Below are 14,276 nucleotides of genomic sequence, written 5' to 3'. Positions count from 1 at the left end.
GCACCAGGTTCCGAGCTCGGTGGCTCCTCACTCCGGGACCCGGTAGCGCACGCGCACGACGCCGTTCCCGAACCGGTCGACGTCCGTGAGCTCGAGGTCGCGGCGCAGACCCAGCGGCAGCGCGGGCTTGCCCCCGCCCACGAACGCCGGCCACACGTACAGCAGGCACTCGTCGACCACCCCGGCTCCGAGGGCCTGGGCGGCGAGGTCGGCGCCCCCGACCATGAGGTCGCGCGTGGCGCGGGCCTTGAGCGCGCGGACCGCGTCCGGGTCGAACCGGCGCTCGACCCGGGTGGCGCGCGTCGCGACCGCGGTGAGCGTCGTCGAGTAGACGACCTTGTCCGCGGCGCTCCAGGCGGCGGAGAAGTCGGCGAACGCGTCGGACTGCGCCGCGAGCGTGGGGTCCGTCTCCCACACCGACATGGCCTCGTAGAGCCGCCGCCCGTAGAGGAACGTCCCGACGCCCCGCAGCAGCTCGATCGTGGACGCGAAGACGGCGTCGTCGAGCGGGCCGAAGTCGAACGAGCCTCGCTCGTCCTCGATGTAGCCGTCGACCGACACGTTCGTGACGTAGATCAGCCTGCCCATAGGACCAGCCTCCTCGCCGGCGCGCTCGTCCGAGCGTGCCGTGGCCCAAAGGGGCCCCGACGAGCCCACGGTATCGGACCAGCGGCGCTCCGGCGACGGGCGCCCGCGTGCGTGGGTCAGGTGGTGTCCGAGCTCAGGGGCACGTTCCGGACGGCGGGATGCGTCAGAGGCACGGTGACCCGGAGGACCCCGTGGCCGAAGCGTGCCGTGATGCCGGCCTCGTCCGCCGACCGCGGGAGAGCGACCGAGCGGTAGTAGTTGTAGCCGGTCTCGCGCACGACGTACTTCTTGCCGTCGTCGCTCTTGCGTTCGCGTCGGGCACGGATGACGAGGGCGTCGTGCTCGACCCCTACCTCGACCTCCTCCTCGCGGAAGTGCGGGAGGTGAACCTCGACCACGAGCGTCCGGTCGTCCTGGGTGTAGACGTCCGTCGTGGGCGTCCGCGCACGGAGCGACTTGATCGGCCCGGCGTCGGCCAGGTCGCGACGCAACGCGTCGACACCTTCCTCCAGCGAGGCCATCGGGGAGTGTTCTTCGGACATGCCTTCCACCGCCTTTCAGATGGACCGAACGACGATCCGGTTGTCGACCGCGGTGACGTGCGGGGAGGCCCAGGCGGCCTGGGTCGCCTGCTCCTTCTCCGGCCAGGAGTGCACCCTGCCCGTCAGGGTCACCACGGTGCCGTCGACCTGGACGTGGACACTGTCGGCGTCGAGCTGCGCGTTGCGCGTCAGAGCCTTCCGGATGCGCGCCTCGGTGTCGGGGGCAGAGGGCCGGACGCTCAGCGTGATGAGGTTCTTGACCGTGTTGACGCCGCGGAGCTTCTCGACGGCGTGCTGCGCTGCCCGCCGCTGGTAGTCCCAGTCGACCTGGCCGACCAGCGTGACCGTGTGGTTGGAGATCTCCGCCTTGACGGTCGTCGGGATCGCGCTGCTCCAGTCGAACAGCCGCTCGACCTGTTGGGCGACGTCGGTCTCGGTGACGGGCCACGCGGAAGCGGCGTGGACGGTGAGGTCGTCGACGACGGCTCGCACCCCGCGCACGCGCAGCGCGGCGCGCTTCGCGGCGACCAGCTCCGCGTAGCTCGCGACCTCGCCGGACAACGTGACGGTTCCGTCCTCGACGGCGACCCCGATCCTCGCCGCGTCGACGTCAGCGCTCCATTCGAGCTCGTCCTGGACGTCCTTCCGGGTGCTGAGGTCATGGTCGGCCGCGACGGTCATGCTTCCTCCTCGTGTGTTCGGCGGCCTCGAGCTCCGGCACGCCGCTCTTCTCCCGAGCCTGCGACCCGTCCCCTCCCCGTGGGCAGGGTCGAAGGTCCCCCGTCCTCGGGCCGCCGCCGGGACCTTCGGCCCTGTGCGCGCCGGACGCCCCGGGCGAGGCTCGTCCCATGAACGCGGAGAAGAGCGCCGCCCCGGGGCGGATCCTGGTCGGAGTCGACGGGTCGTCCTCGTCGGTCGAGGCCCTACGGTTCGCGGGTCGGCTGGCGGAGGCGCTGCACGCACCCCTCGCGGTGGTCACGGCGTGGGACCTGCCGGCGCAGCTCGGCTACTACCGCTACCTGTTCGACGAGCAGGCGCTCGTCGACCGGGCTCAGACCGTCGTGGCGGACGCCGTAGCGGACGCCTTCGCGGGCTCGCTGCCCGGAAAGGTGACCACGATCGTGATCCGCGGCCCCGCGGCGCGGACGCTGATCGAGCAGAGCGCGTCGTCGAGCATGCTCGTCGTCGGCTCCCGCGGGCACGGGGGCTTCGCAGGCATGGTGATGGGTTCGGTCAGCTCGGCATGCGCGGCGCACGCCGCGTGCCCCGTCGTCGTGTTCCACGGGCCGAAGAACGGTGAGACCGGCTCCATCCGCCGCGCGGGCACCGACACGTGAGGCGGGCAGGGCTGCCGCCACACGTCCTGCCACAACGGACCGGCAGTCCCAGCAGGAGCATTCCTCCAGAGCTGGATGAGGGGCGGTGAAACGTGCCGACCTCGGCCAGCCGAACCCGCCAGCGTCAGACGCGCCATCGACGACACGCGACGATGAGGACCACACCCATGACTACCACCACCGGCACAGCCGGAACCCCACAGGCCGGTGCCGTTCCCGTCACCAACCCGGGCGTCCACTCCGAAGCGGGCACGCTGCGGCAGGTCGTCGTCCATCGTCCCGGTGTCGAGTTCGACCGACTCACTCCTCGGAACTGCGAGGAGCTCTTGTTCGACGAGGTCCTGTGGGGATCCCGGGCCCGGGCCGAGCACGACGAGTTCGTCGACGTGCTGCGCTCGCACGGGGTGGTGGTCCACTACGTCGAGGAGTTGCTGGCCCAGGCGCTGGGAGAGCAGGGCGGGCGCCACTTCGTCCTGAACCGCCTGTGCACCGAGGATCGGTTCGGTCCGGCGCTGGCGCCAGAGCTGCGCAGCTACTTCGACGCCCTGCCCGCCGAGCGCCTGGCGCGCACGATCATCGGAGGCGTCACCACGGACGAGATCCGGACGCCGCTCTCGGACAGCCTCGTGTGGCGGACTCGCCATCCCCACGGGTTCGTGCTTCCCCCGTTGCCGAACACCCTGTTCCCCCGTGACAGCTCGGCATGGATCTATCAGGCGGTGAACGTCAGCGTGATGGCGCGGGCCGCCCGCATCCCGGAGACGGTCAACGCCCGGGCGATCTACCAGTACCACCCGCTCCTTGCCGAGGAGCACCTGCTCCACCGCTACCGCGCCGACGAGGCGGTGCGCTGGGCCAGCATCGAAGGCGGCGACATCGAGGTCGTCGGGAACGGCACCGTGCTGGTCGGGCTGGGTGAACGCACCACCCCCCAGGCAGCCGAACGCCTGGCGCTCGAGCTGTTCGGCGCCGGGATCGCCGACGCAGTCATCGCGGTCCCGCTGCCGAGGTCGCACGCGCTGATGCATCTCGACACAGCCCTCACGATGCTCGACGCCCGGACCTTCGTCCTGACACCCGCCTTGGACCGCCGTCGGCTGACCGGTCACGTCCTGACCCCCGGCGACGAGGGGCGGCTGCACGTGGGGCCGGCGCAGCCGTTGTTCGGGCTGCTTGCCGACCGCCTCGGAGTCGAGCGCCTGCGCGTGCTCACCACGGCCGAAGACGCACCTGCCACCGCCCGCGAGCAGTGGGACGACGCGAACAACTTCCTCGCGATCTCCCCCGGGGTCGTGATCGGGTACGACCGCAACGTCGCGACCAACACCATGCTGCGCAAGCACGGCATCGAGGTCATCACCATCGCGGGCAGCGAGCTGGCCCGCGGCCGGGGCGGCTCGCGATGCATGTCCTGCCCGATCCAGCGTGACCCCGTCCCGAGCCGGGGTGTCCCTGCATGACCACCTCACGAGCAGCATGCCGGCAGCACGACTGCCGGTTCGTCGCTCACCGGCCGCCCGGCGGCGATCGGCGCGCTCGAGCGAGCCGAGGACGTCGTCCGCGGCGTCGCCGGCACGCAGGTCGTGCCCGACGCGGCGCCCTGAGGGGACCTTCGGCCCTGTCCCGCTGCCTCACCGGGGGCGGAGGCTGATCGTGGGAGCCGGCCACCGGCCGACGCCGTCCGGAGGGAGCACGGTCGTGAGCGACATGACGAGGTTCGGCGGTCGCACCGCCGTCGTGACGGGAGCCGGTTCGGGGATCGGTCGGGCCACCGCGCTGAGGCTGGCCGGCGAAGGAGCACGCGTCGTGGCGACCGACGTCGTGCCGGAGCGGCTCGCGGTGCTGTCGAGCGAGCTCGCCGGCGCCGGCGCCGACGTCGTGACCGTGGCCGGTGACGTGGCGGAGCAGACGACCGTCGACGCGGTCCTCCGGGCGACGGGCGGGACGGTCGACGCCCTCGCGAACGTCGCCGGGATCATGGACGGCTTCCTGCCGACGGCGGAGGTCGACGACGGGACCTGGGACCGCGTCCTGGCGGTCAACCTCACCGCCGTGATGCGTCTGACCCGGGCCGTCCTGCCCCTCATGGTCGCCGCGGGCCGAGGGACCGTCGTCAACGTGGGATCCGAGGCCGGGCTGCGCGGGGCGTCGGCCGGTGCGGCGTACACGACCTCTAAGCACGCCCTGGTCGGCCTGACGCGCAGCACCGCGTTCTTCTACGCTCCCGCGGGCATCCGGTGCAACCTGGTCGCTCCGGGCGGAGTCGCGACGAACATCGAGGCACCCTTCCGCTCCCGCCTCGCCGAGGAGCGGCTCGGTCCGGTGTTCCAGGCCGTGGTGCCGCCGATCGCGACTCCGGAGCAGCTCGCGGCGGCGATCACCTGGCTCCTCTCGGACGACTCCGCCAACGTCACGGGGGCCGTGCTGCCCAGCGACGGCGGCTGGTCGGCGATCTGAACCGCCATGGACCGCGCGTCGTCGGTGTCGACGGCCCAGGACGCGTTCCCCGGACTGTCGCAGGCCGAGGCCGCGGCTCGGCTCGCCCGAGACGGTCCGAACTCCCTCCCGGTGGTCGCCGGGCCGTCCGGCGCCGCCAGGTTCGGGCGCCAGCTCGTGCACCCGTTCGCCCTGCTGCTGTGGGTGGCCGCGGGGCTCGGCTGGTTGGCGGGGCTGCCAGCCCTCACGGTCGCGATCGTCGCCGTCGTCCTGCTCAACGCGGTGTTCGCGTTCGCCCAGGAGGAGCGGGCCAGCCGGGCTGCGTCGCGCCTCCGCTCCTTGCTCCCCGCACGGGTCGTCGTGGTCCGAGACGGTCGACGGCGCGACGTCGCCGCCGACGAGGTCGTGCGTGGTGACCATCTCGTGCTCGAGCCGGGCGACCGCGTGCCCGCCGACGGCGTCGTGCTCGACGCGACCGCGCTGCTCGTCGACACCTCGACCCTGACGGGCGAGAGCGAGCCGGAGTCGCCGGCCCGCGGGGACGCGCTCTTCGCCGGGACGTTCGTCGTCGAAGGGCTCGCGCAGGCTCGCGCGGAGCGCACCGGGGCGCGGACGCGGCTCGCGGAGATCGCCCGGGCGACGACGCAGGCGCGGCGCCAGCCCCCGCCGCTCACGCGCGAGCTCTCGCGCGTCGTCGGGCGGATCGGGATCATCGCGGTGGGCACGGGCCTCCTGTTCTTCGTCGTCACGCTGCTGGTCGGAGGCGACCTGTCGGACGGGTTCGTGCTCGCGATCGGCGTCACCGTGGCACTCGTGCCCGAGGCGCTGCTGCCGACGGTGACGCTGGCGCTGGCCTGGGGCGCGGAGCGGATGGCGAGGCGCCACGTGCTCGTCCGCTCCTTCGACGCTGTGGAGACCCTCGGCTCGACGACCTTCGTGTGCACGGACAAGACGGGCACCCTGACCCGCAACGAGATGTCGGTGGTCGAGACCTGGACGCGCGAGGGCGGGGCGCACGTCACCGGCACCGGGTACGAGCCGGACGGGACCGTCGACGCCGACGGAGCGGACGCGCGTCGGGCCACGGTCCTCCTCGCAGCCGACGCGGTGCGAGCAGGCCGAGGCTACGTCGAGCGGTCCGGCACCACGTGGGTGCCACGGGGCGACCCGATGGAGGCGGCGATCGACGTCCTCGGGCGGCGTGTGGGACTCGACACCGAGGTGCTGCGCGGAGCGTCGTCCGTTGCCTTCCCCTTCGACCCGCGGCGGCGGCGGATGTCGGTCGCGGCCGGCGGCCGGCTCATCACCAAGGGCGCACCCGACACCGTGCTGCCCCGGTGCGCCGACGCCGACGCGGCTGAGGCGGCAGTGGACGCCATGGTGGGCCGCGGTCTACGCGTGCTCGCGGTGGCCGCCCGAGACCTGCCCCCTGGGCCCACACGCAGCGCTGACGAGACCGAGACCGGTCTCCACCTCGTCGGGCTCGTGGGCCTGCACGACCCTCCGCGCGACGACGTCCCCGAGGCGCTCGCGTCCTGCCGCCGCGCGGGCGTCGCGGTCGCGGTCGTCACCGGGGACCACCCGGCGACTGCCCGCGCGATCGCCGACCGGATCGGTCTGCGTCGCGCCGACGACCCCGTCGTGCTCGCCGACGACCTCCCCGCCGACGACGCGGCGTGCGCCGCCTTCCTCGACCACGACGGGCTGGTCGTCGCACGGGTCTCGCCCGAGGACAAGCTCCGGATCGCGCAGCTGCTCCAGCACCGGGGGCACGTCGTCGCGATGACCGGCGATGGCGTCAACGACGGCCCCGCCCTCCACCAGGCAGACATCGGCATCGCCATGGGCGCCTCCGGCACGGACGTCGCCCGCGAGGCCGCCGACCTCGTCCTGCTCGACGACCGGTTCTCCTCCATCGTCGCGGGCATCGAGCTCGGGCGAGCGACGTACGCCAACGTCCGGCGGTTCCTCACCTACCACCTGTCCGACAACGTCGCCGAGCTGGCCCCCTTCATGGTCTGGGGACTGTCCGGCGGCAGCCTTCCGCTGGCGCTCGGGGTGCTCCAGGTGCTCGCTCTCGACATCGCGACGGACACGGCGTCCGCCGTCGCGCTGGGAGCGGAGCCGGCCGCCGCGCACGTGCTCGACCAGCCGCCGGCCAGCGGCCGCCTGCTGAACGGCACGGTGCTCCGTCGCGCGTTCGGCGTCCTCGGACCCGCGGAGGCCGTCGTCGCGCTCGCCGCGTTCGCGGTCACGGCTCTGCTGGCGGGCTGGCGGCCCGGCGGAGGGCCACCGGAGCCGTCGGTGCAGGCGGCCGCGTCGGGCGCGACGTTCCTGGCCATCGTCCTCGGCCAGGCCGCGAACGCGTACGCCTGCCGCAGCGCCACGCGGACCGTGCCCCAGCTCGGCTGGTGGACCAACCGGCTCCTCGGTCCCGCCGTCGGCCTGGCCGTCGCGGTCTCGCTCGTGTCGCTGCTCGTGCCCGCGATCGCGGACGTGCTCGGCCAGGCGCCCCCGTACCCCGTCGGCTGGGCGCTCGCGGCGTCCTGCGCGGCGGCCGTCACGGTCGCGGACCTCACCGACAAGCGGTGGACCCGTCGCCGCGCGGGCTTCCGCCGCCGGACGGCGCGCGCGACGGAGCGTTCGAGCGGAGCCGCGAGCCCGGGACGCGTAGCGTGACCACCATGCCGGACCGGGCGCGGCGGGCCGCGGGGACCACCGCGGTGTTCCTCCTGGACGACCACGAGGTCGTCCGCCGTGGCGTGGCCACGCTCCTCGACGCCGAGCCCGACATCGAGGTCGTCGGCGAGGCGGCGACGGCGGGCGAGGCGATGGTCCGCATCCCCGCCGAACGTCCCGACGTGGCCGTCCTCGACGTGCGCCTCCCGGACGGTGACGGGATCACCGTCTGCCGCGAGGTGCTGTCCCGGACGCCGGGCCTCCGGTGCCTCATGCTCACGTCGTTCCCGGACGACGAGGCGCTGGCGCAGGCGGTCCTCGCGGGCGCTTCGGGCTACGTCCTCAAGCAGGTGCGCGGGGTCGACCTCGTCGGTGCGGTCCGCACGCTCGGCCGCGGGGGGACGCTCGTCGACCCGGCGCGCGCCAGGCGGCTCGTCGCGCGCCTGCGCGAGCCCGCGCCGGAGGCGGGGCCGTTGGCCGCGCTCACTCCGCAGGAGCACCGGGTGCTCGACCTCGTCGGCGAAGGCCTGACGAACCGGGAGATCGGCGAGCACCTCGGCCTGGCCGAGAAGACCGTGAAGAACTACATGTCGAACGTCCTCGCCAAGCTCGACATGACCCGGCGGACCCAGGCCGCGGCGCTCGTCGCGACGCTCAAGGCGCGGCAGGACGACGCGTCGGCGGGGCGTCGAGGACCAGGGGCCTTCGGCCCTGGCGGATAGGCCCCCGCCGGGCGAGCCTCGACGGATGAGAGACGTGCTGAGTCCCGCGGTGCTCTCCGAGGCCGAGAGCCTGGAGCTGCTCGCCTCGGTCCCGTCGGGCCGCCTGCTGTACACGGCGCGCGCCATGCCCTCGGTCGTGCCCGCGAGGCACGCGCTCCTCGGCCGGGTGCTCGTCGTGGTGGTCGACGGCGACAGCCAGGACGCCGAGGTCGTCCGGGCCGTCCCCGGGGCGGTCGTGGCGTACGAGGTGGAGGGAGCCGAGAGCGACGGGCAGGTGAGCTGGTACGCCGTGGCCGTAGGGTTGGCGCGGTTCGTGCACGCCGCGACCCGCCCGCCGCTCGCCGCGCCGGCCCTCGACGCGGCACCGTCGTGCGTGCGCCTCGAGGTCAGGATCGACGTCCTCTGCGCGCGTGGTCGCCGGACGGCCAGGGGATGCGGGATCTAGCGCTACGTCGCGGGCTCGTGTGTCGTCCCCGGGACGACCGGCACCCGCCACACCGCGACGGTCCCGCCGCCGTCGGCGGCGTCGAGAGCGAAGCGGCCGCCGTGCCGAGCGGCGCGCGCGGCGAGGTCCCTGAGCCCGAGTCCCGGGCCGCGGTCCGGGCGGCCCGCGCCGCCGTCGTCCGTGACCCGGACGAGCAGCTCGCCCTCGTGGAGCCCGACGACGACCTCGACGTGCCGCGCCGCAGCGTGCCGGACGACGTTCGACAGGCACTCGCGCAGGGCGGCGAGCACGTCGGGCTCGAGGCCCGCGGGGACGTCCGTGTCGAGCAGGCCCTCGAGCCGGAGCGCCGGAGCGAAGCCGAGCTCGCGCCCGGCCTCCTCGACGAGCACGGCGGTGCGGGCACGCAGCCCGGCGCCGTGCGCGAGGCCCTGCGACTCGAGGGCGAAGACCGTCGAGCGGATGTCCTTGATCGTGTCGTCGAGCATGTCGATCGCGCGCCCCAGGCGCTCTGCGACCGTCGGCTTCTCCGTGAGCTTCTCCGCCCCGGCGAGCAGCAGCGCAGCACCGTAAAGCCGCTGCACGACCACGTCGTGCAGGTCCCGGGCGATCCGTTCCCGGTCGTCGTTGAGCCCGTGGCGCTCGGCGTCGCGCCGCGCGACCGCGAGCTCGATCGCGACCAGGACCTGGTCGCCGTACGCCTCGAGCAGCTCGGGCTCGGCCCCCGTGAACGCATCCTCGCCGCGGCGCCGGAAGACCGCGAGCACGACGCTCCGGCCGTCGGCGCCCCGTGACGGCACGAAGAGCGCGGGACCGGGCACCCCGGAGGGTGCGAGCAGCAAGGACGACCCGGCCTGCTCCCAGTCGGCGACCTGCCGATGCTCGCCGCGCGAGCGGACGTCCTCGACGACGTCGTCGTGCAAGAGCTCGGCGGCTGCGTCCGGGGAGTCCAGGCCGCTCGCCGCCGCGGCGTCCGGCTGGTCGCGGCCCCCGGTCAGGAGGATCGCACCGGCCGCCGCCCCGGCCATCCGGCGAGCGCGCTCGGCCGCGGACGCCAGGGCGTGGTCGAGCCCCTCGCCGGACAGGAGCGCGCGCGTGAGCGACACCGACGCCTCGAGCCAAAGCTCTCGGGCCCGTGTCGCCTCGTAGAGCCGGACGTTCTCGATCGCGACCCCCGCGGCCGCCGCGAGCGCCCGCGTGAGGGCCTCGTCCTGGTCGTCGAACGCACGCCCGCCCGCCTTCTCGGTGAGGTAGAGGCTTCCGAACACGGCGCCCCGCACCCGGATCGGTACTCCCAGGAACGAGCGCATGGGCGGGTGGCCGGCCGGGAACCCGAACGACGCCGGGTGCGCGGCGATCTCCTCGAGGCGCAGCACGCGGGGCTCGCGGAGCAGCAGCCCGAGCAGCCCGCGCCCGTGCGGCCACTCGGCGATCGCCTCGATCTCCTCGTGGGTCAGGCCCTCCGGCAGGAACTCGACGAGCGCGCCGTCGTCGCCCAGCACGCCGAGCGCGGCGTAGCGGCAGTCGGCGAGCGTCTTCGCGGCGGTGACGACGCGCCGGAGGACGGTGGCCAGGTCGAGGCCACCGGCCACCGAGACGACGGCGTCGAGGAGCTCGGAGACGTCGTTTCGCGAGGCCTCGAGCGCCATGCTCGAGGCCGTCACGGCGTCGCCCGCGGGGTGACGTCTCGTGCTCTCGTCCACGAACCACCCTTCCCCGGCCAGTGAACCGCCGTCCGACCCTCGGTGCCAACACGTCGCCCCCTCGTCGGAGGCGGGACCTAGGACCCTGGTGGGTCGGCACCGCCCCGGTGAGGCTGGAGCTGGAGCGGGGCACTGGAGTCCCGCCGAGGACACGGAGGTGCGTGATGCGAACGATCCTGGAACGGCCCGTCGTCGTCGGGGTCGACGGCTCGCAGGACGCGATCCGGGCGGTCGAGTTCGCCGCGCTGGAGGCGGAGCGGCTCGGGTGCGGGGTCTGGATCGTCGCCGCGGTCCACGAGATCGCCGCCTATCCCTCGGTGGCGCCGCTCCTCACGGGCGAGTCGATGATCGACGTCGGCCGCGGCATCGTCGCCGACGCGTCGCGGGCAGCTGAAGGGCGTGCGCCCACCGTGCCGCTCGACGCGTCCGTGGTGGTGGGCGCGGCCTCGACGATCCTCGCGGAGGCCGGGCGGCAGGGCCGGATGATCGTGCTGGGCCACCGTGACACCGACCTCCTCGAGCACGTCTTCACCGGCAGCACCACGATCGGCGTGGTCGGCCGGGCGACGTGCCCGGTCGTGAGCGTGCCGGCGTCCTGGTCGCGCGACCGGACGCACGGACGTGTCATCGCTGCCGTGGACGGGTCGACGATCGCCCCCGCGGTGCTCACCTGCGCGCTCGAGGCCGCGGAGGCCCACGACGCCGACGTCACGGTCCTGCACTACTGGGACGTCAACGAGCTGTACTCGCCGTTCGGCGACATCAAGGCGGCGCAGCGCGAGTGGGAGACGACGGCGGGCAGCCGGATCAAGACGCTCCTCGACCAGCTGACGCCCCGCTACCCGGGCGTCCGTGCCCGGCTCGAGCTCGAGTACGCCCGGCCCGCCGACGCGCTGGTCCGGCGTTCGGGCGACGTCGACCGGATCGTGATGGGCCGCCACGGCGGCACCAGCCTGCTCGCGGGGATCATCGCCCTCGCCCCCGGCGGCGTGGCCCGGGCTCTGCTCCAGCACGCCAGGTGCCCGGTCGAGGTCGTCCCGTCGCCCGTGGTCGGGGTGTCGCCCGAGACCATGGACGAGGTCGCCGCCGTCGAGGCGGCGGACGCGGCCGGCTGAGGTCCGGCGCTCAGGCCGCACCCGCGTCGTGGACCAGCACCGCGAGACGGGTGCGGTTCTCGCAGCCCAGCTTGTCGAGGATGCTCGACACGTACGCCTTGACGGTCGGGACGCTCAGGTAGAGCTCGCGGGCGACGTCCGCGTTCGAGGCGCCCTGCGCGACGAGCCGGGCCACGTCCTGCTCACGGGGCGTCAGCCGGTCCAGCGCGGCGCGTGCCTTCGCCTGCGCCGTCGACGACGCCGTCACCCGGTCCATGAGCTGCTCCGCGATCGCAGGGGCGAGCACCGCCTCGCCCGACGCCGCAGCGAGCACGGCCGCGACGATGCGTTCCGGTCGGGCGTCCTTGAGCAGGTAGCCCCGCGCCCCGGCGCGGAGGGCGCCCGTCACCTCGTCGTCCGTGTCGAAGGTCGTGAGGACCACGACCTGCGGCGGGTTCGGGCGAGCCCGGACGCGACGGGTCGCCTCGATCCCGTCGACGCGCGGCATCCGCAGGTCCATGAGGACGACGTCCGCGGGGTGCGCGTCGAGCACCGCGGCGACGGCGCCACCGTCGGGCGCGTCGCCCACGACGACGAGCCGGCGGGGGCCGTCGGAGCCCTCGCTCGTCGCGCCGTCGAGCATGGTCGTGAGGGCGGCGCGGACCAGGGCGTCGTCGTCCACGACGACGACGCGGACCGGCTGGTCCGCGGTCGTCGGGGCGGCGCCGGGCGGGTGGGTGGCCCCGGGCAGGTCGGACGGCGTCAAGCGCCGGCCCCGACCACGCTCCGGACGGGCAGCACCAGGCCGACCGTCCAGGTGCCGTCCAGCGCGCCGGCGTCGAGCGAGCCGCCCAGCGCCGTGACCCGCTCGCGCAGGCCGATCAGCCCGACGCCGGGCAGCGGCCCGCCCGCCGGGGCGCCCGTGGTCGTCGTGCCGGAGACCGTGCCCGCATGCATGCTCGGATCGTCCCGTACCAGGCCGGACGGCGCCACCCCCACGGGCGCGACCGGGTTGGTCGTCCGGATGCGGACGTCGTCGTCGGACACCGTGACCTCGACGCGCACCGGCGCGCCCGGCGCGTGCTTGCGGGCGTTCGTGAGGCTCTCCTGGACGGCGCGGAGGACGGTGCTCCGGGTCGCGCGGGGCAGGTCGTCGAGGCTGCCCGTGCTCACGAGCTCGACGACCGCCCCCGCCTCGCGCACCTGGGCCACCAGGTCGTCGAGGGTCGCGAAGCCGACGACGTCGTCGCCCGGCTCGCGCATCACCGCGACCACCTGCCGGAGCTCGTCGAGGGCCTGCGCCGTCCCGTCCCGCACGACCGACGCCGCCTGCGCGAGCCGCTCGGGCGACGCGTCGGGCCGGTACGCGAGCGCGCCCGCGGCGGTCGCGACCAGCGACAGCCGGTGCGCGAGCGTGTCGTGCATGTCGCGCGCGATCCGCAGCCGCTCCTCCCGGCGGACCTCCTCCGCGCGCCGGTCGCGGTCGGCCTCGGCGGCCCGGACCCGCTCCCGGAGCGAGATCAGCAGCTCGGACCGGGTGCGGGCGTACGCGCCCCAGCCGAGGAGCGCCGCGTGCACGCCCACGTCGGTCAGCAGCCACCAGCCGTAGCCCATGCTCGCGCCGCGCCACGCCCCCTGGACCGCGTGCCCGACGACGCCCGCCACCGCGACCGGCACCGCGACCCGCAGGCGCGCGGCCCGGGCGACGACGGCCGTCGTCATGGTCGAGGCGGGCGTCGCCGCGGGCGACAGGGCGGCGAGCGCCGCGAGGACGAGCGCAGCGACCGTGAGGCGCCGCTCGTCGTCCGCCCGGCCGACCGCCACGAGGACCGCCGCTCCCGCGGCGACCGCCAGCACCGCGCACACCACGTCGAGCGCGACCCGGCCGTCGGCGCTCGCACCGACCACCGTCAGCGCGGTCAGCACCGCCAGCCCGGCCGCCAGCCCGACGACGGCGCCCGTCGGGATGCGGAACCGCGCCGCGTCGCACCAGGCGTCCGTGGCGAGGGGCTTCGTCTGCGTGTCCATGCCCTCGAGCGTAGGAAGCGGCCTGCGGCGCCACTACCGACCGAAGGAGGGGGTCGGCCCTCCGGTCGTCGCGCGCACGACCGACCTCTGGCCGCGGCGGCCGGCGCGGCCGTCGGGAGAGCGTGGGGGGCGTGGGCGCCACCCCGGTGCCCGGGACGGGGAACAGGACGATGAGCACCAAGCGCACCAACACCCTCACGGGCCGGCAGACCACCGGTACTGCCGGTGCGACGTCGGGACGGACGACGCCGGCGGTCGGCGCGCGGCTCGCCTGGCTGACCACCGGCACGGCGGCGGCCGCGGCGCTCCTGCTGTGGACGCTCGTCGTCCCGGTCGGCGGGCTGGACCTGCGGGCAGGGGGCGCCGGGACCGGGAGCGGCGGCGACGCCCCGACGGTGGGGCCGGTGAACGTGCTGTTCATCGCCGTGGTCGCCGGGATGGCCGCGTGGGCGGTGGCGGCGTGGCTGCGTCGCCGGGGCGGGTCGCGCCGAGCATGGTTCGGTGTGGCGACGGCGGTGCTCGCGGCGTCCCTCGCCGGCCCCGTCAGCGCGTCGACGCTCGCGAGCGGCGTCGTGCTGGTGGCGATGCACGTCGTCGTCGGCGGGATCCTGGCCCTCGGGTACGCCCGAGCCTGGCGCTCCTGACGCCGTCTCCCGCCGCCCCCGCGAGTTGTCAGAAGCTCACGGCACTCTGCTGCCGTGAGCT

Annotated in this window: 14 protein-coding genes; 8 read left to right on the top strand and 6 right to left on the bottom strand. The window is 74.7% G+C overall.

Annotation, left to right across the window (positions count from 1 at the left end; translation table 11 throughout):
* Positions 1–27: 27 nt before the first annotated feature.
* The 3 genes from ACFT5B_RS11600 to ACFT5B_RS11590 form a co-directional block, all read right to left on the bottom strand.
* Entirely contained in the window at positions 28–588 is a 561-nt protein-coding gene (locus ACFT5B_RS11600) for a dihydrofolate reductase family protein (protein WP_386798311.1), read from the bottom strand.
* A 116-nt stretch (positions 589–704) separates the two neighbouring features.
* Positions 705–1,130, bottom strand: a complete 426-nt coding sequence (locus tag ACFT5B_RS11595) for an Hsp20/alpha crystallin family protein (protein ID WP_386798309.1) — start codon at positions 1,128–1,130, stop codon at positions 705–707.
* Positions 1,131–1,145: 15 nt separating this feature from the next.
* A complete protein-coding gene (locus ACFT5B_RS11590; RefSeq protein WP_386798307.1) occupies positions 1,146–1,811 on the bottom strand; it encodes a BON domain-containing protein in 666 nt (221 codons plus the stop codon).
* Positions 1,812–1,978: 167 nt separating this feature from the next.
* On the opposite strand from ACFT5B_RS11590, the gene ACFT5B_RS11585 reads away from it, so the two are divergent.
* The 6 genes from ACFT5B_RS11585 (at position 1,979) to ACFT5B_RS11560 (ending at position 8,749) form a co-directional block, all read left to right on the top strand.
* On the top strand, positions 1,979–2,467 hold the full coding sequence (locus tag ACFT5B_RS11585) for a universal stress protein (RefSeq protein ID WP_386798305.1): 489 nt from the start codon (positions 1,979–1,981) through the stop codon (positions 2,465–2,467).
* A 167-nt stretch (positions 2,468–2,634) separates the two neighbouring features.
* Entirely contained in the window at positions 2,635–3,927 is a 1,293-nt protein-coding gene (locus tag ACFT5B_RS11580; protein WP_386798303.1) for an arginine deiminase, read from the top strand.
* A gap of 247 nt (positions 3,928–4,174) precedes the next feature.
* Complete coding sequence (locus ACFT5B_RS11575) at positions 4,175–4,924, top strand: SDR family NAD(P)-dependent oxidoreductase (RefSeq protein ID WP_386798411.1); 750 nt, start codon at positions 4,175–4,177, stop codon at positions 4,922–4,924.
* Between the two features lie 6 nt (positions 4,925–4,930).
* Entirely contained in the window at positions 4,931–7,582 is a 2,652-nt protein-coding gene (locus ACFT5B_RS11570; protein ID WP_386798301.1) for a cation-translocating P-type ATPase, read from the top strand.
* A 5-nt stretch (positions 7,583–7,587) separates the two neighbouring features.
* Positions 7,588–8,304, top strand: a complete 717-nt coding sequence (locus ACFT5B_RS11565; protein WP_386798299.1) for a response regulator — start codon at positions 7,588–7,590, stop codon at positions 8,302–8,304.
* A gap of 25 nt (positions 8,305–8,329) precedes the next feature.
* Positions 8,330–8,749 carry a pyridoxamine 5'-phosphate oxidase family protein gene (locus ACFT5B_RS11560; RefSeq protein WP_386798297.1) on the top strand — a complete coding sequence of 140 codons (420 nt, stop codon included), beginning with the start codon at positions 8,330–8,332 and terminating at the stop codon, positions 8,747–8,749.
* Positions 8,750–8,751: 2 nt separating this feature from the next.
* Here the strand turns inward: ACFT5B_RS11560 and ACFT5B_RS11555 are convergent, their stop codons facing one another.
* On the bottom strand, positions 8,752–10,449 hold the full coding sequence (locus ACFT5B_RS11555) for a GAF domain-containing sensor histidine kinase (RefSeq protein ID WP_386798295.1): 1,698 nt from the start codon (positions 10,447–10,449) through the stop codon (positions 8,752–8,754).
* 164 nt (positions 10,450–10,613) lie between these two features.
* Here ACFT5B_RS11555 and ACFT5B_RS11550 point away from each other — a divergent pair, with 164 nt between their 5' ends.
* Complete coding sequence (locus tag ACFT5B_RS11550) at positions 10,614–11,564, top strand: universal stress protein (RefSeq protein WP_386798293.1); 951 nt, start codon at positions 10,614–10,616, stop codon at positions 11,562–11,564.
* Positions 11,565–11,574: 10 nt separating this feature from the next.
* Here the strand turns inward: ACFT5B_RS11550 and ACFT5B_RS11545 are convergent, their stop codons facing one another.
* Positions 11,575–12,309 carry a response regulator gene (locus tag ACFT5B_RS11545; protein WP_386798291.1) on the bottom strand — a complete coding sequence of 245 codons (735 nt, stop codon included), beginning with the start codon at positions 12,307–12,309 and terminating at the stop codon, positions 11,575–11,577.
* The gene (locus ACFT5B_RS11540) at positions 12,306–13,571 is read right to left on the bottom strand and encodes a sensor histidine kinase (protein ID WP_386798289.1); all 1,266 of its coding nucleotides are present in this window, start codon (positions 13,569–13,571) and stop codon (positions 12,306–12,308) included. The genes ACFT5B_RS11545 and ACFT5B_RS11540 overlap by 4 nt, the downstream gene beginning before the upstream one ends.
* 170 nt (positions 13,572–13,741) lie before the next feature.
* Here ACFT5B_RS11540 and ACFT5B_RS11535 point away from each other — a divergent pair, with 170 nt between their 5' ends.
* Positions 13,742–14,215: a DUF6069 family protein gene (locus ACFT5B_RS11535; protein ID WP_386798287.1), complete on the top strand. Its 474-nt coding sequence runs from the start codon at positions 13,742–13,744 to the stop codon at positions 14,213–14,215.
* Positions 14,216–14,276: the final 61 nt, after the last annotated feature.

This window comes from Luteimicrobium sp. NPDC057192 (assembly GCF_042670205.1).
Lineage (GTDB): Bacteria > Actinomycetota > Actinomycetes > Actinomycetales > Cellulomonadaceae > Luteimicrobium.
The sequence above is the reverse complement of the archived record's forward strand: the minus strand, read 5'-3'. Positions and strand labels throughout refer to the sequence as shown.

Bases quoted from the DNA above. Each gene is read 5' to 3' on its own strand.
- ACFT5B_RS11600 (WP_386798311.1), bottom strand. From the start codon at position 588: ATGGGCAGGCTGATCTACGTCACGAACGTGTCGGTCGACGGCTACATC.
- ACFT5B_RS11595 (WP_386798309.1), bottom strand. From the start codon at position 1,130: ATGTCCGAAGAACACTCCCCGATGGCCTCGCTGGAGGAAGGTGTCGAC.
- ACFT5B_RS11590 (WP_386798307.1), bottom strand. From the start codon at position 1,811: ATGACCGTCGCGGCCGACCATGACCTCAGCACCCGGAAGGACGTCCAG.
- ACFT5B_RS11585 (WP_386798305.1), top strand. From the start codon at position 1,979: ATGAACGCGGAGAAGAGCGCCGCCCCGGGGCGGATCCTGGTCGGAGTC.
- ACFT5B_RS11580 (WP_386798303.1), top strand. From the start codon at position 2,635: ATGACTACCACCACCGGCACAGCCGGAACCCCACAGGCCGGTGCCGTT.
- ACFT5B_RS11575 (WP_386798411.1), top strand. From the start codon at position 4,175: ATGACGAGGTTCGGCGGTCGCACCGCCGTCGTGACGGGAGCCGGTTCG.
- ACFT5B_RS11570 (WP_386798301.1), top strand. From the start codon at position 4,931: ATGGACCGCGCGTCGTCGGTGTCGACGGCCCAGGACGCGTTCCCCGGA.
- ACFT5B_RS11565 (WP_386798299.1), top strand. From the start codon at position 7,588: ATGCCGGACCGGGCGCGGCGGGCCGCGGGGACCACCGCGGTGTTCCTC.
- ACFT5B_RS11560 (WP_386798297.1), top strand. From the start codon at position 8,330: ATGAGAGACGTGCTGAGTCCCGCGGTGCTCTCCGAGGCCGAGAGCCTG.
- ACFT5B_RS11550 (WP_386798293.1), top strand. From the start codon at position 10,614: ATGCGAACGATCCTGGAACGGCCCGTCGTCGTCGGGGTCGACGGCTCG.
- ACFT5B_RS11540 (WP_386798289.1), bottom strand. From the start codon at position 13,571: ATGGACACGCAGACGAAGCCCCTCGCCACGGACGCCTGGTGCGACGCG.
- ACFT5B_RS11535 (WP_386798287.1), top strand. From the start codon at position 13,742: ATGAGCACCAAGCGCACCAACACCCTCACGGGCCGGCAGACCACCGGT.